15 protein-coding genes are annotated in these 23,027 nt (G+C 42.0%); 7 read left to right on the top strand and 8 right to left on the bottom strand.

Features of this window, described 5'->3' with window-relative positions; all coding sequences use genetic code 11:
- Positions 1–607: 607 nt before the first annotated feature.
- The 6 genes from AAHJ11_RS19750 to AAHJ11_RS19725 form a co-directional block, all read right to left on the bottom strand.
- Positions 608–1,447, bottom strand: coding sequence for a FecR family protein (locus AAHJ11_RS19750; protein WP_258981419.1), 840 nt, complete (start codon positions 1,445–1,447; stop codon positions 608–610).
- 10 nt (positions 1,448–1,457) lie between these two features.
- The gene (locus tag AAHJ11_RS19745; protein WP_008999793.1) at positions 1,458–2,048 is read right to left on the bottom strand and encodes an RNA polymerase sigma factor; all 591 of its coding nucleotides are present in this window, start codon (positions 2,046–2,048) and stop codon (positions 1,458–1,460) included.
- 77 nt (positions 2,049–2,125) lie between these two features.
- Entirely contained in the window at positions 2,126–3,700 is a 1,575-nt protein-coding gene (locus AAHJ11_RS19740; protein ID WP_008025990.1) for a peptide chain release factor 3, read from the bottom strand.
- Between the two features lie 76 nt (positions 3,701–3,776).
- Positions 3,777–4,637, bottom strand: coding sequence for a dTDP-4-dehydrorhamnose reductase (gene rfbD / locus AAHJ11_RS19735; RefSeq protein ID WP_004300950.1), 861 nt, complete (start codon positions 4,635–4,637; stop codon positions 3,777–3,779).
- Entirely contained in the window at positions 4,638–5,183 is a 546-nt protein-coding gene (locus AAHJ11_RS19730; RefSeq protein WP_008774797.1) for a DUF4924 family protein, read from the bottom strand.
- A 10-nt stretch (positions 5,184–5,193) separates the two neighbouring features.
- Positions 5,194–5,847: a LysE family translocator gene (locus tag AAHJ11_RS19725; RefSeq protein WP_008774798.1), complete on the bottom strand. Its 654-nt coding sequence runs from the start codon at positions 5,845–5,847 to the stop codon at positions 5,194–5,196.
- A gap of 258 nt (positions 5,848–6,105) precedes the next feature.
- Between AAHJ11_RS19725 and purL the strand changes: the two genes are divergently transcribed.
- The 4 genes from purL (at position 6,106) to AAHJ11_RS19705 (ending at position 15,298) form a co-directional block, all read left to right on the top strand.
- Entirely contained in the window at positions 6,106–9,810 is a 3,705-nt protein-coding gene (purL, locus tag AAHJ11_RS19720) for a phosphoribosylformylglycinamidine synthase (RefSeq protein ID WP_148364671.1), read from the top strand.
- 268 nt (positions 9,811–10,078) lie between these two features.
- Positions 10,079–14,083: a response regulator gene (locus AAHJ11_RS19715; protein WP_148364670.1), complete on the top strand. Its 4,005-nt coding sequence runs from the start codon at positions 10,079–10,081 to the stop codon at positions 14,081–14,083.
- Entirely contained in the window at positions 14,080–14,622 is a 543-nt protein-coding gene (locus tag AAHJ11_RS19710) for a chromate transporter (RefSeq protein ID WP_074637854.1), read from the top strand. The genes AAHJ11_RS19715 and AAHJ11_RS19710 overlap by 4 nt, the downstream gene beginning before the upstream one ends.
- Before the next feature lie 127 nt (positions 14,623–14,749).
- Positions 14,750–15,298 carry a chromate transporter gene (locus AAHJ11_RS19705; protein ID WP_074637856.1) on the top strand — a complete coding sequence of 183 codons (549 nt, stop codon included), beginning with the start codon at positions 14,750–14,752 and terminating at the stop codon, positions 15,296–15,298.
- 78 nt (positions 15,299–15,376) lie between these two features.
- Here the strand turns inward: AAHJ11_RS19705 and AAHJ11_RS19700 are convergent, their stop codons facing one another.
- Complete coding sequence (locus tag AAHJ11_RS19700) at positions 15,377–16,963, bottom strand: glycoside hydrolase family 10 protein (protein WP_195650598.1); 1,587 nt, start codon at positions 16,961–16,963, stop codon at positions 15,377–15,379.
- 16 nt (positions 16,964–16,979) lie between these two features.
- Between AAHJ11_RS19700 and uvrA the strand changes: the two genes are divergently transcribed.
- The 3 genes from uvrA (at position 16,980) to AAHJ11_RS19685 (ending at position 22,463) form a co-directional block, all read left to right on the top strand.
- Entirely contained in the window at positions 16,980–19,751 is a 2,772-nt protein-coding gene (uvrA, locus tag AAHJ11_RS19695) for an excinuclease ABC subunit UvrA (RefSeq protein ID WP_298047446.1), read from the top strand.
- A gap of 314 nt (positions 19,752–20,065) precedes the next feature.
- On the top strand, positions 20,066–21,583 hold the full coding sequence (locus tag AAHJ11_RS19690; protein ID WP_320974933.1) for a sigma-70 family RNA polymerase sigma factor: 1,518 nt from the start codon (positions 20,066–20,068) through the stop codon (positions 21,581–21,583).
- A gap of 97 nt (positions 21,584–21,680) precedes the next feature.
- Positions 21,681–22,463 (top strand): class I SAM-dependent methyltransferase, encoded by a 783-nt coding sequence (locus tag AAHJ11_RS19685; protein WP_217721193.1) that lies wholly within the window; start codon positions 21,681–21,683, stop codon positions 22,461–22,463.
- A gap of 78 nt (positions 22,464–22,541) precedes the next feature.
- Here AAHJ11_RS19685 and AAHJ11_RS19680 read toward each other — a convergent pair whose 3' ends face one another.
- The gene (locus AAHJ11_RS19680; protein ID WP_008999784.1) at positions 22,542–23,027 is read right to left on the bottom strand and encodes an outer membrane beta-barrel protein; all 486 of its coding nucleotides are present in this window, start codon (positions 23,025–23,027) and stop codon (positions 22,542–22,544) included.

The raw sequence follows: 23,027 nt of genomic DNA, 5'->3' as shown, positions 1-23,027 counted from the left end.
TTATTACAAAAAATGTGAGAGAAAGCCCCTCAACTTTCTCTCACACTCTGATAAAACAATTATTAAATAAAAATACTCAATGATAAACCGGTTTAGCCCTCATCTGGTTTCATACCCTCTTCTTAACCTATTAAATTACCAGATAAAACCGGTCTTGTTAAACCTCTCATGCACCATCACGGCTTTCATTCTTTTAATTAGCGTAGCAGTCTAGTTGAAAAACCCTTTTAAGCCAACTTGTTTGATCGGGAAAAACAAGCCTTCTAAAGCTCATATAACCCTGGTGAGGGAACCATTTCTGACCTACGTCTCCGGCAGGAATTTTTCATCTGCCCACTGTCTATTGTTTGCTTTGAGCCCTAGTTTGTATTCTTTTCGAAATATTGTTTGTTTTGAGCTCCGGCCTTTATTCCTAATAAGGAAGATGGCCGGATAATTCCTTCTACAACATTTAATCTTCTAATTAATTCTACCGTTTTTTTCAAACATCATTAAATAGCTCTTATATTAGAAAGAGAAGCATCCGTTTGTTTTTTACCAAGAAAAAATGAAGAAAATTTGAAGAAAAACAAGAAAGCCTCTCCTGACTATCCAGAAGAGGCTTTTTTTATTGCAAAATAATTTCTTTCCCTCGAATTTGATAACTGACTCCACACGAGCCGAAGACTTTTTCCAGTGTGGCGTTCAGGTCTTTCGTCAAAACCGTCCCGTTGTAGGTCAATCCCTCGCACTTCTCGTGCCCGACGACTGTTACCTTAAATATGTGTTCAATATCTGCCACTACATTTATCAGCGGATCGTCTTCATACCCCAACACCTCGGGGAACTCCGATTCTTCTGCCTTTTTCTCTACCGGCACAATCTTGTTCTCATCGCAATGCACGCTTTCTCCGGCAAGCAATGTACGCTTACCTACAGCAGTCTCGACTTTCACGCTTCCTTCCTCACAGTTGACGGTCATCTTCTTTCCCTGCTGATCGATGAGGAATTTCGTTCCCAGTACGGTCACGTCGCCGGCTTCTGTACGGACGGTGAATGTCTTGCCTTTGGTTACATTAAAAGAGGCTTTACCCAACAGTTGCAATTTGCGCTCCCAAAGCCATGTGATATGATTGTAAGTCAGGCGGGAATTTTCCATCACCTGCACAGTGCTGCCATCTGGAAATTCATAGTTCATAGCCGTATTATCAGTCACCACCTTTTCTTCTGCCAGGAAGTAACCGCCTATCCCCAAAAGAAGGACAACTGCCGCTGCCGCTCCCCATGAAAAAGAGAAACTTCTTCCCGTACCTTGCTTTCTTCTCCGGCTTAAGGCGATCTTATGGCTCTCCTCACGTTGCAACTTCAGCTTATCACCTATTTCTTTTTTACGAGAAAAGATTTCGCCAACCAGAGGAAGTTTTCCTTCTTCTAAGTATTTATCTAAAGATTCTGTCCACTTTTCCATATCTCACACCTCAATTAAAAATCCACAAATTAGCTGCTACCAACAACAAGAAAGATTTGCTCATACGCTCCCGCAAACTGGAGATAGCCATATGAGTAGTATTGTAAACCGTACGTGAAGTGAGTCCCATCACCTGGGCTATTTCTTCCGGACTCATCTTCTTATAGTACTTAAGATACAATACCTCCCGCTGTTGCTTTGTCAAATTGTTCAGCTCTTTCTGCAAAACTTCTAGCTGTTCTTTTTCTAACTCTGAACGGATAATAGCAGTTTCAATATCAATCTCCAGATCAAACTGATATTCATTTGTGCCTACTTCATCCAGTGATTTTAATGAGCCACTATTCTCCTTTTTCAGTTCGTTCACTATCATGTGTCTCAACGAAACACATAAGTAAGCGGGTATGGATTGAGGAGCCGCGCAAGTTTCTCTTTTCTCAAAGATGTAAACAAACAACGACTGTATCGCCTCGGTTACCAGAGTCTCATCACCGGCTATCTTCATGCCATATCCATACAGTAAATCTGCATATTGCTCATAAAGCTGCCGGAATGCCTCTTCATCCCCTTGCTGAATTTTATCCCAGGATAGTGTCTTCATTTCTATTCACTCATTTATATGAGATATGTTTTTCCTTTTTTTACCTGATTTTTTAGTTAAAATCAACGGAATATGTTTTAAAACTCACTTGTAAAGTGGAATTTGATGTGTTTAAAGTCCATCTGAGCCATCTGAAGTACATAACCGGAGTCTGCCAGGAACACATCGCGCCCTTCTCTATCCTTTGCCATATACTGGTATTTACGTTTCTTGAAGGCTTCCAGTTCTGCGGGATCATCGCTTTCTACCCAACAGGCTTTATAAAGACTTACCGGTTCCCAGCGACAGGACGCATTGTATTCATTCAACAAACGGTACTGAATGACCTCAAACTGCAACTGTCCCACCGTACCGATAATCTTACGGCCATTGAACTGATTGACAAACAACTGTGCCACACCTTCATCCATCAACTGATCGATACCTTTCGCCAACTGTTTCTGCTTCATCGGATCGGCATTTTCAATATACTTGAACATCTCCGGCGAGAAGCTCGGCAATCCGCGGAAATGAAGCATTTCACCTTCTGTCAGCGTATCGCCAATCTTAAAGGTACCATTATCCGGCAGACCGATAATATCTCCTGCATAGGCTTCGTCAATCGTTGTTTTACGCTGTGCCATAAATTGGGTGGGCGATGAAAAACGCATGGTCTTTCCATGACGAACGTGCACATAGGGAGCATTGCGGACAAACTTGCCGGAGCAAATCTTACAGAATGCCACACAAGAACGGTGATTGGGATCAATATTGGCTGTGATCTTAAAGATGAATCCGGTGAATTTCGGTTCGTCGGGATTCACTTCACGCTCTTCTGCCTGTACGGGACGAGGACTGGGAGCTATCTCCACGAAACAGTTCAGCAGCTCTTGCACACCGAAGTTGTTCAACGCTGATCCGAAGAATACAGGTGCACAGTCTCCTGCGAGATAGGATTCCGAATCAAATTCGGGATAAACACCTTCGATCAGTTCCAGATCACCACGCAGCTTGTCTGCCAATGGCTTGCCAATCTGCTGATCCAGTTCTTCCGTATGAATATCGACTGCCACTTTTTCCGTTACCATCTGTTTGGATGGCTGGTACAAGTCCAGTTTCTGTTCGTAGATGTTGTATACTCCTTTGAAACGTGCTCCCTGCTCTATCGGCCAGGACAAGGGACGAACCTGAATCATCAGTTCTTCTTCGAGTTCATCGAGCAAGTCGAACGGATCTTTTCCTTCACGGTCCATTTTGTTGACGAAGATTATTACCGGAGTCTTTCTCATGCGGCATACCTCCATCAGTTTACGCGTCTGCGTTTCCACACCTTTCGCACCGTCTACAACGATGATAACGCTGTCCACAGCAGTCAGTGTACGGTACGTGTCTTCGGCAAAGTCCTGGTGACCCGGAGTATCGAGAATGTTGATTTTATAATCCCGATAGTCGAACTCCATCACGGAAGTCGTTACCGAAATACCACGTTGTTTCTCGATTTCCATCCAGTCGGACGTAGCCGTCTTTTTTATCTTATTACTCTTTACAGCACCTGCTACCTGTATCTGACCACCGAAAAGCAATAGCTTTTCCGTCAATGATGTCTTACCGGCATCCGGATGCGCAATAATGGCGAACGTTCGCCGTCTCAAAATTTCTGTATTATCTGCCATAGTTATTAAATTGAGAATTGAAAATTGGAAATTAAAAAATGATACTCAAAGTGGTTTCTTTTTTATTTCTCAACTCTCAATTTTTAATTTCCAATTTCTCCAGGCATCGTTGGAGACTTTCCTCCCAATGGGGGATTTCGATGCCAAATGTTGTTTTTATTTTTGTTTTATCAAGTACGGAGTATGCCGGACGGTTGGCCTTTGCAGGATATTCGGCTGTATGCAGAGGTTTCACTTTGCAGGAGGTTATTCCTGCCAAGCGATGAATAGCCACTGTGAAATCATACCAGGAACAAACGCCTTCATTGCTGAAATGGTAGATGCCGCGGACTATACCTTTATTTATAATGGTATAGATGGCACGTGCCAGGTCATTAGCATAAGTCGGGGTTCCGATCTGGTCGAAAACAACTCCCAGACTGTCACGCTCTTTTCCAAGACGGATCATTGTCTTCACAAAATTATTGCCGAAAGTGGAATAAAGCCATGCAGTACGGATTACGACTGCCTTCTCGCAATAATTCATCACGTCATATTCTCCTTCCAGTTTGGTGGTGCCGTATACGGAGTCCGGACAAGGGTCGCAATCCTCCGTATACGGAGTGTGTGCAGTACCGTCAAAGACATAATCGGTAGATACCTGTATCATGGCGGCTCCGTTGAATTGTGCCGCACTTGCCAATTGTTTCGGTGCTTCGCAATTCAATTGATAGGCTAGTTCCGAATTATCTTCCGCTTTATCTACGGCCGTATATGCGGCACAGTTCACGACAAGCTCAATCCGCTTCTCTGCGATATAAGCCCAAACGGCTTGCTTGTCACAGATGTTAAGCTCCTCTACATCCGTGAAATAATACGTATGTTGCGGGTTCTCTTTTGCAAGCACCTGCATCTCATTGCCAAGCTGACCGTTGGCACCCGTTACCAAAATTCTCATTTATTCATCCAGTTTTAATTCACCTTTACGGTCTTTATCATAATAGTTTGCCAACATAGAAAGGAAACTAGTGATAGCTTCCACTGCCTTAGCAGTACCTTCACTGATAGGCTTTTTTTGAAGACGAAGCAGGAGCACTCCATACAACGCCTCAAAACAGGTCTCCAATTCGGGCTCGTCTTTCTTGCCGTTTTTATTCCGTAATTCTACTATAAACGGCAATGCCTTGAAATAGGCGGCACTGTAAAAAGGAAATTTAGGAGAAGAAGCCAATGCGTTATGCAATTCTGTCAGATTGATAATCACATTCTTATTAATCTGCAAATGGCCTTTTTCCCGTACTCCTTCCTCACTCATCATCGTAATCAGGTTGGTATACCATTCTCTCATGGCAGGCTGCTGATCTGCCGGATAACGGGCAATTATATTTACCTCCATCTCTTCCGGTTCACAATGATTGGCGCGGATCAAGTCTTCCTCTTGCCACATATATATAAGGTACTCGGCAATATTCTTCTCTTTCAGTTGTTGTGCTATCTGATTCATAAGTTATCTCTTAATAAAGTGATTCTCCCAACAAAGTAAAAATCAGTCCGGCAAGGGATACCAGCATTACAATACTTCCTACAACACGATTCAGTATCCAGATACCACGCAAGTTGAATTTAGTGCGCACTTTGTTCACAAAGTAAGTAATCCCCAACCACCAGGTCAATGCCCCTATAGCAATAGCAACATATCCTGTAATCTCTTCGAACACCAGAACCCCCGGCTGCACAAAGGCAAAACGGGCGAAAAGTCCGATAAACAGAAAGATTATCAAGGGATTGGAGAGAGTGACGAAAAATGCGGTAATAAAGTTATGGAAATAAGAACCTTTGCTGGAGGAAGCCGGACGAATGGACTGCACCGGGTTGCTACGAAAGGTATATATACCAAAAAGGAGTAGCATGATGCTCCCCAATAATTGCAGATAGAAAATATTCTTATTAATATAATCGAACACAAAGCTCATCCCGTAGCCGGTGAGCAAAGCGTATGCTATATCGCTCAAAGAGGCTCCCAGACCTGTTACAAATCCATACCAACGCCCCTTATTCAAAGTCCTCTGGATGCATAATACGCCCACCGGACCGAGGGGTGCGGACACAACAACGCCAATAATAAAGCCTTTCACTAATATATCGAATATTGTCTCTATCTGAATCATGTCGCAAATATCGCACTTTTTTGTGATATGGGGATAGTATATTAACGTTTTTTCCACACAAGAATCACTATATATAGCGATAATAAGTAAAACGTACATCGAAAATAAACATATTAAATAAGGTATAGGAATTTATTCTCTATTTTTTTCCTACCACCAACGAAATTGATTATCTTTGCGCCACAGAAAAAGAGAAGAGTTTCTCCTGCAGGAACTTCAATCGTAAAATCGTAAATCGTAAAATCGTAAATATACAACATGATTCTTTTTTTCAGAACCCCTTCCAAGAGCGTGATTGCCGTAGAGAGCAACCATCAGCTCACCCCTGACGAAAGTAATAAACTCTGCTGGCTTTTTGGCGAAGCCGTGATGGAAAGTGAAGAAAACCTGAAAGGCTGTTTCGTTGGCCCACGCCGCGAAATGATCACTCCCTGGAGTACAAACGCAGTAGAAATCACCCAAAACATGGGGCTCGAAGGCATAAGCCGCATCGAGGAGTACTTCCCTGTTAAGGACGAAAATGCCGATTACGACCCGATGCTCCAACGCATGTACAAAGGACTCGACCAAAACGTATTCACGACAAACCGTCAGCCGGAACCGATCATCTACATTGAAGATCTCGAAGTGTACAACGAAAAAGAAGGTTTGGCTCTTTCCAAAGAAGAAATGGACTACCTGAAGAAAGTAGAAAAGGACCTCGGACGGAAGCTGACCGACTCTGAAGTATTCGGTTTCGCACAAATCAACTCCGAACACTGCCGCCACAAAATTTTCGGCGGAACGTTTATCATCGACGGCGTAGAGCAGGAATCTTCCCTGTTCCAGATGATTAAAAAGACTACACAGGAAAATCCGAATAAAATAATCTCTGCTTATAAAGATAACGTAGCCTTCGCTGAAGGTCCGGTTGTGGAACAGTTTGCTCCGGCAGATCATTCAAAACCTGATTTCTTCCAAGTAAAGGACATCAAGAGTGTTATCTCACTGAAAGCGGAAACTCATAACTTCCCTACTACTGTTGAGCCATTCAATGGTGCTTCTACCGGTACCGGCGGCGAAATCCGCGACCGTATGGGTGGTGGTAAAGGTTCATGGCCGATTGCAGGTACGGCTGTCTACATGACTTCTTATCCACGCACAGAAGAAGGACGCGAATGGGAAGAGATTCTTCCGGTACGCAAATGGCTATACCAGACTCCGGAACAGATTCTAATCAAAGCATCCAATGGTGCTTCCGACTTCGGTAACAAGTTCGGCCAACCGCTGATCTGCGGTTCGGTACTGACTTTCGAACATACAGAAAACAAAGAAGTTTATGGTTACGACAAAGTAATCATGCTTGCCGGTGGTGTTGGTTACGGTACACAACGTGACTGCCTGAAAGGCACACCGGAAGCTGGAAACAAAGTAGTGGTTATCGGTGGTGACAACTACCGTATCGGACTGGGTGGCGGTTCCGTATCTTCTGTTGATACCGGTCGTTACAGCAGTGGCATCGAGTTGAATGCCGTGCAACGTGCCAACGCAGAAATGCAAAAACGTGCCAATAACGTAGTACGCGCTCTTTGTGAAGAAGAGGTGAATCCGGTGGTTTCTATCCATGACCACGGATCTGCCGGACACGTAAACTGTCTGTCCGAACTCGTGGAAGAATGTGGTGGTTTGATCGATATGAGCAAGTTGCCTATCGGCGACAAGACTTTGTCTGCCAAAGAAATCATCGCTAACGAAAGTCAGGAACGTATGGGTCTGCTGATTAAAGAAGAGGCTATTGAACATGTACGTAAGATTGCCGAACGCGAACGCGCTCCAATGTACGTAGTCGGTGAAACAACCGGCGATCATCGTTTCGCTTTCCAACAGGCTGACGGTGTACGTCCGTTCGACCTTGCCGTAGAACAGATGTTCGGTTCTTCTCCCAAAACCTATATGGTAGACAAGACCGTAGAACGTCATTATGAAATGCCGAAATACGAATTGTCTAAACTACATGAATATCTGACGAATGTATTGCAGCTTGAAGCTGTAGCCTGCAAAGACTGGTTGACAAACAAGGTAGACCGTTCGGTTACAGGCAAAGTGGCTCGTCAGCAATGTCAGGGTGAACTTCAGTTGCCGTTGAGCGACTGCGGTGTCGTAGCACTCGACTACCGTGGCGAGAAAGGTATCGCTACCTCTATCGGACATGCTCCGCAAGCAGCATTGGCTGATCCGGCTGCCGGCTCTATTCTTTCTGTATCCGAAGCGCTGACCAATCTTGTTTGGGCTCCAATGGCGGAAGGTATGGATAGCATTTCACTGTCTGCCAACTGGATGTGGCCTTGCCGCTCTCAAGAAGGTGAAGATGCCCGTCTTTACACAGCTGTAAAAGCTTTAAGCGATTTCTGTTGCGCGCTGCAGATCAATGTTCCTACCGGAAAAGACTCTCTGTCTATGACACAGAAGTATCCGAACGGCGAGAAAGTGATTTCTCCGGGAACTGTGATTGTTTCTGCCGGTGGTGAAGTTTCCGACGTGAAGAAAGTGGTATCTCCGGTATTGGTTAACAATGAAAAGACTACGCTTTATCATATTGACTTCAGCTTCGATGAACTGAAACTGGGTGGTTCGGCTTTTGCACAATCTCTGGGTAAAGTTGGTGACGAAGTACCTTGCGTACAAGATGCCGAATATTTCCGTGATGCTTTCCTTGCCGTACAGGAACTTGTCAACAAAGGATTGATTCTTGCAGGACACGATATCTCTGCCGGTGGTTTGATCACTACATTGCTCGAAATGTGCTTCTCTAATGTAGAAGGCGGTATGGAAATCAGCCTCGACAAGATGAAAGAACAGGATATCGTTAAGATTCTGTTTGCTGAAAATCCGGGTATCGTTATCCAGATCAGCGACAAGCATAAGGATGAAGTGAAGAAGATTCTGGAAGATGCCGGCGTAGGCTATATGAAGTTGGGTAAACCGACTGATGAACGTCACATCCTGGTATCTAAAGACGGAGCTACTTACCAATTCGGTATCGACTATATGCGTGATGTGTGGTATTCTTCTTCTTACCTGCTCGACCGCAAACAATCTATGAACGGTTGTGCTAAAGCACGTTTCGAGAACTACAAGATGCAGCCCGTTGAATTCGCTTTCATGCCGGAATTCAAAGGCAAGCTTTCTCAATATGGTATCACTCCGGACCGTCGCACTCCAAGCGGTATCCGTGCAGCTATCATCCGTGAGAAAGGTACGAATGGCGAACGCGAAATGGCTTACTCACTCTACCTGGCAGGTTTCGACGTGAAAGACGTGACGATGACCGACCTCATCAGCGGACGCGAAACATTGGAAGATGTAAACATGATCGTCTATTGTGGCGGTTTCTCTAACTCCGACGTATTGGGTTCTGCTAAAGGATGGGCAGGCGCATTCCTGTTCAACCCGAAAGCTAAAGAAGCATTGGATAAATTTTATGCACGCGAAGATACATTGTCATTGGGTGTCTGCAACGGTTGCCAGCTGATGATGGAACTCAATCTTATCAACCCGGAACTGAAGAAGAAAGGAAAAATGCTACATAACAATTCACACAAATTCGAATCACGCTTCCTTGGTCTTACTATCCCGACTAACCGCAGTGTGATGTTCGGCTCTTTAAGTGGAAGCAAACTGGGTATCTGGGTAGCTCACGGAGAAGGAAAATTCTCTTTGCCATATGACGAAGATAAATATAATGTAGTAGCGAAGTATAGCTATGATGAATATCCGGGCAATCCGAACGGTTCCGATTATTCTATCGCAGCACTGGCCAGCGCAGACGGACGCCACTTGGCTATCATGCCTCACTTGGAACGTTCCATCTTCCCATGGCAGAACGGTTGCTATCCGGCCGACCGCAAGAACAGCGATCAGGTTACTCCATGGATAGAAGCGTTTGTCAATGCCCGCAAGTGGGTGGAAGCGAAAATGAAATAAATCATTTCCATATTTTACAGAGGCTGGTACTTTAAATAGTGCCAGCCTCTTATTTTACGGAACTTTCCATTCTACCGGAAGACTTCTGATAGATACCAAAATACCGAAAACAAACAGTATATACAAATAGTTATAAAATAGTCTATTTTCTTCATTTTTGGAGCGCTGTTATCTTTCATCAAAATTTTGTAATATCAAAAAATCTTCTTAATTTTGTCAAACTTTCCCCCTCATAAAAGATTCAATAACCCTTAAAAGTCCTATTTGTATGAAAAAATGGCTTTTTCTAATCTTATTGTTTCCTCTAATTTGTGTCGCGCAGACGTATCGATATCTCGGAGTGGAGGATGGGTTAAGTAACCGGCGGGTTTACTGCATTCAAAAAGATAAAACCGGATACATGTGGTTCCTCACGCACGAAGGTATTGATCGATACAATGGAAAAGAGTTTAAACGATATAAGTTAATGGATGGTGACGCAGAAGTGAACTCTCTGTTAAATCTAAACTGGCTTTATATTGATCAGGAAGGAGTCTTATGGGAAATCGGGAAAAAAGGAAAAGTATTCCGGTATGACCAGATTCACGACTGCTTCAGTCTTGTATATAAATTACCGATGGAAAGTTTCAGCGAACAGCCGGACCCGGTCACTTATGCCTGGCTCGACCAGAACAAACACATCTGGCTATGCAATAAAGATACTATCTTTCTCTATAATACGGACACCAAACAAGTCACCCATATAAAGAATGATATAAGTGAAGAAATCACTGATATTGAACAAATAGACGAATCGCATTTCTTCATCGGTACGGAAATGGGGATTCATTATGCCCAATTAGAAAACAACGCATTGAAACTTATCAATTGCGATAAGTTGGAGAGCGTGAAAGCCCAAGTAAGCGATTTACACTTCGACAAAAAGATTCGGAAACTATTCATCGGCACTTTCTTGCGGGGAATTATGGTTTATGATATGAATACCAAATCCGTCATACGACCGGATTATAACCTGAAAGATATCAGTATCACACGGTTCAAGCCGCTAAATGACAAAGAGTTATTAATAGCTACCGATGGCGGAGGAGTACACAAAATAAATATGGATACTTATCAAATAGTACCCGAAATTGTGGCTGATTATAACAGTAATTGTGGCATGAACGGTAACAGTATCAATGACATTTTTGTGGATGATGAAGAACGGATATGGCTGGCTAATTATCCCATCGGAATCACGATACAAAACAACCGTTATACGAGCTACAAATGGATTAAGCACTCCATCGGTAACAAACAGTCTTTAATCAACGATCAAGTAAATGCCATTATTGAAGACAGAGAGGGAGATTTATGGTTTGCAACGAACAATGGCATCAGTTTTTTTAATTCAAAGACCGGACAATGGCGATCGGTGCTTAGTGCTTTTGAAGAGTCGCAAGGTAATAAAAGCCATATCTTTCTTACTATATGCGAAGTGGCTCCCGGAATTATCTGGGCAGGCGGGTACTCTTCCGGTGCTTACCAGATAGATAAGAAAACGTTCAGTGTCAGCTATTTCATGCCGCCTTTGTACACTCATACAAACAAGCGACCGGATAAATATATACGTGATATTCGTACAGATATGCAGGGTTATATCTGGTCGGGAGGATTCTACAACCTCAAGCGTATTAATCTGAAGACGCAGGAAGTACGGTTTTATGATGGATTAAATTCCATTACCGCCATCGTTGAGAAAGATGAAAAAAGTATGTGGATCGGTAGTGCCACCGGCCTATGTCTTTTAGATAAAGAATCCGGAAAATTCGAGCGCATAAAACTTCCGGTAGAGTCGAGCTATATCTATTCCCTGTACCAAGCAAAAAACGGTTCATTGTATATAGGTACCAGCGGGTCGGGACTATTGATTTACGATATTAATAAAAAACTGTTCACTCATTACCACACGGAAAACTGTGCTTTGATATCCAATAATATCTATACCATATTATCGGATGCGGACAAAGATATAATCATGAGTACAGAAAGCGGATTGACAAGTTTTTATCCCAATGAGAAAAAATTCTATAACTGGACCAAAGATATGGGATTGATGACCACCCATTTCAATGCGCTATCAGGTACGTTACGGAAAAACAATAAATTCATTTTAGGCAGTTCTGACGGAGCAGTGGAATTTGACAAGGATATGAAATTGCCCAGAAGTTATTCTTCTAAAATGATTTTCAGCGATTTCAAGCTTTTTTATCAAACAATCTATCCGGGTGATGAGGATTCTCCGTTGAAAGCAAGCATCAATGATACAAAGGTACTAAAGTTAAAATACAATCAAAACATATTCTCTTTGCAGGTTTCTTCCATCAACTATGACTATCCTTCCAATATTCTTTACTCTTGGAGGCTAGAAGGTTTCTATGATAAATGGAGCAAACCCGGAACAGAGAACACGATTCGTTACACCAATCTTGCCCCGGGCAAATATACGCTAAGGGTACGTGCCATCTCCAATGAAGACAAACGCATCATGCTTGAAGAAAGAAGTATGGATATTATCATAGCCCAACCTTTCTGGCTGACATTCTGGGCCATGCTGGTTTATACAGCTATCCTTTGTCTCATTGCCATCGTCCTATTGCGTATACTGATTTTGAGGAAGCAACGCAAAGTCTCCGATGAGAAAATACATTTCTTTATCAATACAGCGCATGATATCCGTACCCCATTGACCCTTATCAAAGCACCTTTGGAAGAGCTACGCGAGAAAGAGGAGTTGAGCAAAGAAGGGATTTCGAACATGAATACGGCATTACGAAACGTAAATGCCCTGCTACGCCTGACGACCAATCTTATCAACTTTGAGAGAGCGGACGTATATTCTTCCGAGCTATATATTTCAGAGCATGAACTAAACACGTTTATGAATGAAATATTCAATGCATTTCAGCAGTACGCCAACATCAAACATATCAACTTCACTTATGAAAGTAATTTCAGGTATATGAATGTATGGTTTGATAAAGAGAAAATGGAGTCTATTTTTAAGAACATCATTTCGAATGCATTGAAATATACTCCCGAAAATGGAAATGTACAGGTTTTCGTTTCTGAAACAACAGATTCATGGAGTGTGGAAGTCAGAGACACAGGAATCGGAATTCCGGCTAACGAACAAAAGAAGCTGTTCAAGCTCCATTTCCGCGGCAGCAATGCCATTAACTCCAAAGTAACAGGAAGTGGTATCGGTCTGATGCTTGTATGGAAGTTAGTCCGTTTGCACAAAGGAAAGATTAATCTGTCAAGTATCGAAAACCAGGGATCAGTTATCAAAATAACGTTCCCCAAAGACAGCAAGCGTTTCCGGAAAGCACATCTGGCAACTCCGAGCAAACAGCGTATAGAAATCGAAAACGTTCCGTCTTCATCGCCTGAAATCTACGAAAACGCACAGAAGAAAGAGAACATAAATCATCGTCGTATCTTAATTGTGGAAGATAATGATGAGTTGCGCAACTATCTGTCGCAAACGTTATCCGAAGAATATGTCGTACAGGTTTGTTCCAATGGAAAAGAAGCACTGACGATTATTCCCGAGTACAAGCCGGAGCTGGTTATTTCAGACATTATGATGCCGGAAATGCGGGGTGATGAATTATGCCAGGCTATCAAGAACAATATCGAGACTTCCCACATCCCCGTTATCCTGCTGACTGCTTTGAATAATGAAAAAGATATTCTCTCGGGACTTCAAATTGGTGCGGATGAATACGTTGTGAAGCCATTCAACATTGGTATACTGAAAGCAAATGTGGCCAATCTATTGGCTAATCGTGCACTCTTGCGCAGCAAATACGCAAATCTGGATCTGAATGATGAGGAAAATGACGAAGACTGCATCAACTGTTCACAGGATATTGACTGGAAGTTTATTGCAAACGTTAAAAAGAATGTGGAAGACAACATCGACAATCCGGCTCTCACAGTAGATGTGTTATGCAGCCTGATGGGAATGAGTCGCACAAGCTTCTACAACAAATTAAGGGCGCTAACCGATCAGGCACCGGGAGATTATATCCGATTGATTCGTCTGAAACGTGCCGTACAATTACTAAAAGAAGACACACATAGCATAACAGAAATTGCAGAAATGACGGGATTCAGTGATGCCAAGTACTTCCGCGAAGTATTTAAGAAGCATTTTAATGTAAGTCCCAGCCAGTATGGCAAAGAGAAAAAAACAGCTAGTAAGGAAGGAGGAGAAAAGAAAGAATGAACATTTATCTCGAAGCATTTGGAATCTTTTTTAAAATAGGCGCCTTTACCATTGGAGGAGGGTATGCAATGGTGCCACTGATTGAAAATGAAATTGTCACCAAGCGAAAATGGATTGCGCAGGAAGATTTTATAGACCTGTTGGCTATCTCCCAATCCGCTCCGGGAATTCTGGCAGTCAATATTTCTATCTTCATAGGATATAAGCTGCGTGGCATCCGGGGAAGTATTATCACAGCATTGGGTACTATTTTGCCGTCTTTCATTATTATATTAGCTATCGCCCTGTTCTTTCATAGTTTCCAAGACAATCCGATAGTGGAACGTATTTTTAAAGGAATCCGCCCGGCAGTGGTGGCACTCATCGCGGCACCGACATTTACCATGGGACGATCCGCTAAAATCAACCGCTACAATCTGTGGATTCCTGTTGTCTCGGCATTATTAATCTGGCTGTTGGGCTTCTCCCCTATCTGGATTATCATTGCTGCCGGTGTAGGAGGGTTCCTGTGGGGAAAACTTAGAAAAGTCAAGAGCTAAGAAAGGAGAGTTGAGAAGGCACGGATTACACGGATTAACGCTGTTATTTTACAGATTCATAATTCCAAAAACCGCGAAATCCGTGTAATCCGTGCCTAAAATTATTATATAATAAATTATTAATCACATGATTTACCTACAGTTATTCTATACATTTTTCAAAATTGGCCTCTTTGGTTTCGGAGGTGGGTACGCCATGCTTTCCATGATTCAAGGTGAAGTGGTTACCCGTTACGGATGGGTGAGTTCACAGGAGTTTACTGATATTGTAGCAATCAGTCAGATGACTCCGGGACCTATCGGCATTAATGCAGCGACCTATGTAGGGTTTACTTCTACCGGAAGTGTTTGGGGTTCCATCATTGCAACTTTTGCAGTGGTCCTCCCCTCTTTTATCTTGATGCTGACCATTAGCAAGTTCTTTTTAAGGTATCAGAAACATCCTGTGGTGGAATCTATCTTCGACGGGCTGCGCCCGGCAGTAGTAGGACTACTCGCTTCCGCTGCGCTAGTATTAATGAATGTGGAGAATTTCGGTTCGCCTACGAAAGATACTTATTCGTTCGTCATCAGTATCATTATATTCCTGATCGCTTTCATCGGAACAAGAAAATACAAAGCCAATCCGATATTAATGATTATCGGCTGCGGCATTGCAGGGCTACTACTTTATTAGTTGATAGGTGATAATTGATAGTTAGCTGCGCTATGCTGCATAGTCACTTTCAATTATCAACTATCAACTATCAAATAATCAAAGTTTCAACTTCTTACTTACAGATTTGGATTCATTATGCAAGCGGTCTAAAGCTGTCACTACATAACGGCATTTCGTTTTTCCTGTTTCATAAGGAAGTTTGTAGAATGGATTACGCGTGATAGCTACAATATGGGAAGGATCGTCCAAATTCACCTTTTCTTTACTGTCAAAACGATAGACTACATATTGAACTGCCTTATCCATCTCTGTATCAGCTTTCGGAGCTGTCCAGAAAAGGATATAACCATCTTCTGTCCATACTTTTTTCATCTTACGTACCTTGCCCGGAGCTTTATCATCCATAAAATCAAAGACTGGAATCAAAGCAGGATATTTATGATATTCACTGATTAAAGCATCACGATATCTACCCTGATTCTCAACAACAGCTGCTGCATACCATTGACAGCTTCCTCCGATTGTTTGGTAAGCACGTTGCAAAGCCATCTTACGGGGAAGCTGATTGATAGAAGGATTCTGCGGATCGGCAAACTGAACAGTCTTTGGCACTGACTGGCCGATAAATAACGGCCGGTTTTCCGAATGAGTAGCCCACCATTTCACCAATGTCTCATAGTCGGCAGCCTTGTGACCAATCTCCCAATAAATTTGCGGAATATTATAATCAATCCATCCTTCACGTGCCCAAAGAAGCACATCGGCATAAAGATCATCATAGTTCTGCAAACCATTGGTGTTACTTCCCAACGGATCGCTTTTCTGATTACGATAAATACCGAACGGACTAATACCGAACTTCACCCATGGCTTGATGCCACGAATCGTTTCATGAAGCTTCTTTATCAACACATTCACATTACTACGACGCCAATCTGCCTTATTGGTGAAACCTCCACCGTAACGGGCGAAACTTGCATCATCCGGAAAATCCAACCCATTAACCGGATAAGGATAGAAATAATCATCCATGTGAATAGCATCTACATCATAACGAGACACAATATCGGTCACAATTTTGCAGATATGTTCACGACTTTCGGGAAGTGCCGGATCGAAATATAGCTGATCGCCATAAGTAACAAACCATTCCGGATGCTGGTGATAAATATGTTCCGGTGCCAACTTGTTCTTTAATGAGGTCTTCACGCGGTAAGGATTGATCCAGGCATGAAATTCCATATTCCGTTTCTGACATTCTTCAATCATAAACTGCATCGGATCCCACATAGGGGAAGGTGTCTGACCTTGCGTTCCTGTCAGGAAACGGCTCCACGGCTCATGCTGGGAAGCGTATAATGCATCTGCTTCAGGGCGTACCTGAAAGATGATTGCGTTAATGCCGGCTTCCTGAAGAGAGTTCAATTGACTAATCAATATTTGTTTCAATCTCTCTGTGGGAATGCCACGAAACTGACCGTTAACAGCTTGTATCCATGCTCCACGGAATTCACGTTTAGGATATTTATTGCCTGACGGCACCTGCGCCCTCACTCCTACCACCAGAAGAAGAGCTAAAAGTAAAAGATAGTTTTTCAGCTTCATAATATTCTTAAATCGTAATAATGTGACGCAAAGATAATACAAACTCCCGATAAATTCGCTAACTTTGCCGACTACCATAAAAAAGGAGTATTTTATGTCAGAAAACAACTATATTTCGATCAAAGGCGCACGCGTCAACAACCTAAAAAACATCGATGTAGATATTCCCCGCAACAAGCTTGTTGTCATCACCGGATTATCGGGTTCGGGAAAATCATCTCTCGCTTTTGATACTCTCTATGCAGAAGGACAACGCCGCTACGTGGAGAGTCTAAGCAGTTATGCGCGTCAGTTCCTGGGGCGAATGAGCAAGCCGGAATGTGACTTTATCAAAGGAATTCCTCCCGCCATTGCTATCGAACAGAAAGTGAACAGCCGTAATCCCCGTTCTACCGTGGGCACCTCGACTGAAATTTACGAATATCTACGCCTGTTATATTCACGGGTAGGGAAAACATATAGTCCCATCAGCGGACAAGAAGTGAAGAAACACTCTACAGAAGACATTGTCAACTGCATGCTCTCATACCCGGAAGGTACAAGATATACGGTACTGACACCTATCCGCCTGCGTGAAGACCGCACCTTGCAACAGCAACTGGAGATAGACCTGAAACAAGGGTTCAACCGTATCGAAGTGAACGGGGAGATGAAGCGTATCGATGAATATACGCCTGTGACAGGTGATGAAGTATATCTACTGGTAGACCGTATGGCTGTTGCCAACAGCAAGGACGCCATCAGTCGACTGACCGATTCTGCCGAAACAGCCATGTATGAAGGTGACGGAACCTGTATGCTGCGTTTTTATCTATCAGACGGAACTACGAAGTTACATACTTTCAGCACTAAATTCGAAGCAGACGGTATCACCTTTGAAGAGCCTAATGACCAGATGTTTTCATTCAACTCTCCTATCGGTGCTTGTCCCGTATGTGAAGGATTCGGTAAAGTGATCGGTATTGATGAGCATTTAGTTGTTCCGGATCGTTCCTTATCCGTATATGAAGGTGCTATCGTGTGCTGGCGAGGTGAAAAGATGGGTGAATGGAAAGAAGAACTGATTCACAATGCGGATAAATTCGACTTCCCTATTTTCACTCCTTATTATGAGTTGACAGATGCGCAACGCCGTTTGCTTTGGGAAGGCAATCAATATTTCCATGGCATCAATGATTTCTTCAAGATGCTGGAAGAGAATCAATATAAGATACAATATCGGGTAATGCTGGCACGTTACCGCGGAAAGACACTTTGCCCGAAATGCCACGGCACTCGCCTGAAACCGGAAGCCGGATATGTTCGAGTAGGTGGAAAAAACATTTCCGAACTGGTGGATTTGCCTATCACAGAGCTGAAGCAATTTTTCGATCATCTGGAATTGGACGAGCACGACAGCAATGTATCCCGACGTATCCTGGTTGAAATAAATAGCCGGATTCGTTTTCTAATTGATGTAGGTTTGGGCTATCTGACTTTGAACCGGCTTAGTAATTCTTTATCGGGTGGAGAAAGTCAGCGTATCAATCTGGCAACTTCACTGGGAAGTAGCCTTGTTGGTAGCCTTTATATTCTCGACGAGCCAAGTATCGGACTGCATAGCCGTGATACGGACCGTCTGCTCCATGTGTTGCGTCAACTACAACAATTAGGCAATACAGTAGTGGTGGTAGAGCACGATGAAGAGATTATCCGTGCCGCAGATTACATTATTGATATAGGTCCTAATGCAGGACGTCTGGGTGGAGAGGTTGTTTACCAAGGCGATATGAAGGATTTGAAGAAGGGAAGCAACAGCTATACGGTACGTTATCTTTTGGGAGAAGACGAAATTCCCGTTCCGGAGCATCGCCGGCCGTGGAATAATTATATAGAATTGAAAGGTGCACGTGAGAATAACCTGAAAGGAGTAAACGTACGCATCCCACTTAATGTAATGACAGTCGTTACCGGTGTTTCCGGTTCCGGAAAGAGTACATTGGTGAGAGACATTTTCTTCCGGGCATTGAAACGCGAATTGGATGAATGCAGTGACCGACCGGGAGAATTCTCTTCAATCGGAGGAAGTTTGCGCGACCTGCGAAATGTAGAATTTGTAGACCAGAATCCTATTGGTAAATCATCACGTTCTAATCCGGTGACCTACATCAAGGCTTACGACGAAATCCGTAAACTATGGTCTGAACAACCACTAGCTAAACAAATGGGGTATACTCCCGGATTCTTCAGCTTCAACAGTGAAGGCGGGCGTTGCGAAGAGTGTAAAGGGGAAGGAACCATTACTGTAGAGATGCAATTTATGGCAGACTTGGTACTGGAGTGTGAATCTTGTCATGGAAAACGGTTCAAGTCTGATACGCTGGAAGTGAAATTCCACGATAAAAGCATCTATGATGTATTGGAAATGACCGTGAATCAAGCCATTGAATTCTTCAATGAACATGGACAAAAGAAAATCGTAAAGAAGCTGCTTCCTTTGCAGGATGTAGGATTGGGATATATTAAATTAGGGCAGTCATCTTCGACTCTTTCCGGTGGTGAGAACCAACGTGTCAAACTGGCATTCTATTTGAGCCAGGAGAAAGCCGACCCCACGATGTTTATCTTTGACGAGCCGACTACAGGACTACACTTCCATGATATTCGCAAACTTCTGGATGCTTTCGACGCACTGATTCGCCGGGGACACAGCATCGTTATCATCGAACATAATATGGATGTCATCAAATGTGCCGATTATGTAATCGATCTCGGACCGGAAGGTGGAGATAAGGGCGGAAACATTGTAGCAGTGGGCACTCCGGAAGAAGTTGCCGCTTGCGGAGCAAGCTATACAGGACAGTTCCTGAAAGAAAAACTGGGATAAGCATTATTATTTCGTTGTATTTCTCCCTACATATACAAGATCTTTGTACTATCTACTTTTGGTAGATATGTACAAAATCTTGCTCTCATTTTTTACCCCAATTGCATCTTTACTTCTTAACACAAACAAGTCTATCAACACTCAGGTAAGCAAGGCTATAAACAATTCTCAGACCGTCCATATCCTGACGTACTGCATCTTCCCCTCACCACTAAAAGCAAAGAATATAAATGTTAAAATAGCAAAAGACATGCAGTCTTTTTAATTTTTGTGTATCATATTTATTATAGAGTGTTGTACAGATAATAAAACATATGAACAAAAAGGAACTTGTAGAATTGTGTAAAAAAGGAGATGAGCGAACTTTAAGCTGGCTTTACCAAACCTATGCCGATAAGATGATAAAAATTTGCTTTCATTATGTCTCTGACAAACAAATAGCACAAGACCTCTTACATGACGGTTTTATTATCATCTACACATCTATAGATTCCTTACATTCTCCTGAAAAATTAGAGCATTGGATGGGGACGATAATGAAAAATATATCTTTAAGATATTTAAAACAGCGCAATTCGATGACTACAATCTCTTTAGAAGAAATAAGTGAGGAAGAAGACCCTGTGGATACATTCCCATCCAATGATTTTCCACCTTACAAAACGATGCTCAGAATGATAGAATCACTCCCGGAGGGATATAGCACAGTTTTCAAATTAGCCATATTAGAAGGATTGTCTCACAAAGAGATTAGTTTATTATTAAACATAGCCCCTCATTCTTCCTCATCGCAATTGTCAAGAGCAAAGGATATGCTACGCAAGCTCATCTCCCAATACCGCATTGTCATAGGATTATTTATATTATCATCTATTATTTCTATACAAATATGGCTATATATATCTAAGAATACTATCATTACAAAACAAAATATAGCAATTACACAGAAAGAGAAAGAACACGAAATTGCAAATATATTATTAAAAGATTCCATAAAAACTGTTTTGAGCCAAGATTATGTGTCTGCTCCTCCCAAGTATGTACATTCCGAACCTATAAGAAATTTATCCACACAAAAGGTTATTTTGCAAGACAGTGCTACAGAAGAGAAAGACAGCATAAACTCTTTTTATCATCAAATAACAGAAAAGCAAGATACCCCAAAGCAGCAAGAACATTATTCCGCTTATACAATCAAACAACTTTCCAACGATAAAAAGAATTGGTCATTAGCTTTATCTTATTCAGGAGGAGAAAAACAAACCAACACTCAACGCTCAAGAATCCCCGGTGATATTTCATCCGGAGATTCCAAAGAGGTAGTAGAAAAATCATATCATCATATTCCCATTACGCTATCACTTTCGGTGCGTAAGAATATAAATGAACATTGGGGCATAGAAACCGGAGTACGGTATACATACTTACGTTCTGATTTCACTATCATCAACGATTCCTATTTAGAAAAAGTACAGAAAATCAGTTATATAGGAATCCCATTCAAAGGTTCTTTCAATATATGGAAACAAAAAAGATTCTCCATATATACTTCCGCAGGAATAACTTTGGATATACCTGTAAGAGCAACATTAGAAGAACTCACATCAGATAATGGGCAAATTATATATCAAAAGATGAGTAATCTATATCCACGTTTACAGTGGTCGGCAGATTTGGGTATAGGAATCCAGTATCATATAACATCTTCTATCGGAATCTATGCAGAACCTAATTTACGCTACTACTTTAATAATGGAAGTACACTAAATACAATTAGGACTACAAAGCCATTCGATGTGACATTACCTATAGGTATTCGCCTATCCTGGTAAAAAAAGAACGATCATCATGCAGTCTTTCAAGGAATAATTTATCATGATTATAGAAAGTTATTCTAATTGTATCAATCATTACACATGAACTATTATTATGCAAGAGCGTCATCAAAACAGAAATATCTATTTCAAAGAACTGTCTATAACAAGTAGGAACTATTTTATCCCATATATCCAGTATTGGCATACAATAGAAGCAAAAATGAATGTATTAGAAATTGGTTGTGGTGATGGAGGTAACTTACTTCCTTTTTCGGAAATTGGATGTAATACCGTTGGAGTTGACATAGCCCAAAGTCGTATTAAAGATGCAAAAACTTTTTTTAATGAATCTCATGCAGAAGGTGAATTTATAGCAGCAGATATATTTAAGCTAAAGGAATTGGAGCAGAATTTTGATATTATTATCTGCCATGATGTATTTGAACACATCACAGAAAAAGAACTATTCTTATCTAATTTGAGCAAATACCTGAAACCACAAGGTATTGTCTTTATGGCATTTCCTGCATGGCAAATGCCGTTCGGAGGTCATCAACAAATATGTAGAAACCAAATTTTGTCCTGTTTGCCTTTTATTCATTTATTCCCCACTTCCATATACCGATTACTTCTGAAAGCTTTTAGAGCGGATGCTGACTGTATAAATGAATTACTTTCCATTAAAAAGACAGGTGTAACGGTAGAATTATTCGAAAGATTAATTAAAAAGAAAAATCTAAAAATACTAAACAGGCAACTATGGTTCATCAACCCGCATTATAAAATAAAATTCGGGCTATCCCCACATAAATTGAATAAAATGATTTCCGAAATACCTTACCTGAGGAATTTCGCTAGCACAAGTTGCTTCTACATCTTAAAACAAAAAGAATAAACTTATAAGATTAAGATACATCAATCCCTCTTGGCAAATTTTCGCTTACCAAGAGGGATAATATATTAAATCCAACTATTATAAGTAGAAACCGAATCCTATCTTGACACCGAAACGTGACATATCGCCATCATTGAAACGCCATTTATAATAAACAGCAGGCTCAATCGTTACCGTGCGCGAAAGGAAGAAAGCATATCCGCCTTCGATACCCAGTCCCCAGTCAGTCTGATGCTTGCCACCACTCCAGCGGAAACGATTCCAGTCGAGTCCTCCACCTAAATAGATACCGGTTTTATTGAAATAGAAACGTACTCCCGTACCTAATGTATACTCGTCTATCGGTTTCGACCAATCGGCTCCGGCATTTACCATCAAGGCAATACCCTCGGCAAAGAATGTACCGACTTGTGCACCAACACCAAACTTTGCTTTATCATTTTTACTATACGAAAAGTCCAATCCCGATAATGAAGGATTAATAATCGTAGTTCCTTTCTCAAATTGCGCCTGTGCAGTGAAAGAGACTGCCAATAAGCAAAGTGCCAAAGCTAATTTTTTCAT

The organism is Bacteroides sp. 90-K9/2, assembly GCF_047310725.1.
In the GTDB taxonomy this organism is placed as follows: Bacteria; Bacteroidota; Bacteroidia; order Bacteroidales; family Bacteroidaceae; genus Bacteroides; species Bacteroides vicugnae.
This window is presented reverse-complemented; position numbering and strand designations above follow the sequence as displayed.

Bases quoted from the DNA above. Each gene is read 5' to 3' on its own strand.
- AAHJ11_RS19750 (WP_258981419.1), bottom strand. From the start codon at position 1,447: ATGGAAAAGTGGACAGAATCTTTAGATAAATACTTAGAAGAAGGAAAA.
- AAHJ11_RS19745 (WP_008999793.1), bottom strand. From the start codon at position 2,048: ATGAAGACACTATCCTGGGATAAAATTCAGCAAGGGGATGAAGAGGCA.
- AAHJ11_RS19740 (WP_008025990.1), bottom strand. From the start codon at position 3,700: ATGGCAGATAATACAGAAATTTTGAGACGGCGAACGTTCGCCATTATT.
- rfbD (WP_004300950.1), bottom strand. From the start codon at position 4,637: ATGAGAATTTTGGTAACGGGTGCCAACGGTCAGCTTGGCAATGAGATG.
- AAHJ11_RS19730 (WP_008774797.1), bottom strand. From the start codon at position 5,183: ATGAATCAGATAGCACAACAACTGAAAGAGAAGAATATTGCCGAGTAC.
- AAHJ11_RS19725 (WP_008774798.1), bottom strand. From the start codon at position 5,847: ATGATTCAGATAGAGACAATATTCGATATATTAGTGAAAGGCTTTATT.
- purL (WP_148364671.1), top strand. From the start codon at position 6,106: ATGATTCTTTTTTTCAGAACCCCTTCCAAGAGCGTGATTGCCGTAGAG.
- AAHJ11_RS19715 (WP_148364670.1), top strand. From the start codon at position 10,079: ATGAAAAAATGGCTTTTTCTAATCTTATTGTTTCCTCTAATTTGTGTC.
- AAHJ11_RS19710 (WP_074637854.1), top strand. From the start codon at position 14,080: ATGAACATTTATCTCGAAGCATTTGGAATCTTTTTTAAAATAGGCGCC.
- AAHJ11_RS19705 (WP_074637856.1), top strand. From the start codon at position 14,750: ATGATTTACCTACAGTTATTCTATACATTTTTCAAAATTGGCCTCTTT.
- AAHJ11_RS19700 (WP_195650598.1), bottom strand. From the start codon at position 16,963: ATGGTAGTCGGCAAAGTTAGCGAATTTATCGGGAGTTTGTATTATCTT.
- uvrA (WP_298047446.1), top strand. From the start codon at position 16,980: ATGTCAGAAAACAACTATATTTCGATCAAAGGCGCACGCGTCAACAAC.
- AAHJ11_RS19690 (WP_320974933.1), top strand. From the start codon at position 20,066: ATGAACAAAAAGGAACTTGTAGAATTGTGTAAAAAAGGAGATGAGCGA.
- AAHJ11_RS19685 (WP_217721193.1), top strand. From the start codon at position 21,681: ATGCAAGAGCGTCATCAAAACAGAAATATCTATTTCAAAGAACTGTCT.
- AAHJ11_RS19680 (WP_008999784.1), bottom strand. From the start codon at position 23,027: ATGAAAAAATTAGCTTTGGCACTTTGCTTATTGGCAGTCTCTTTCACT.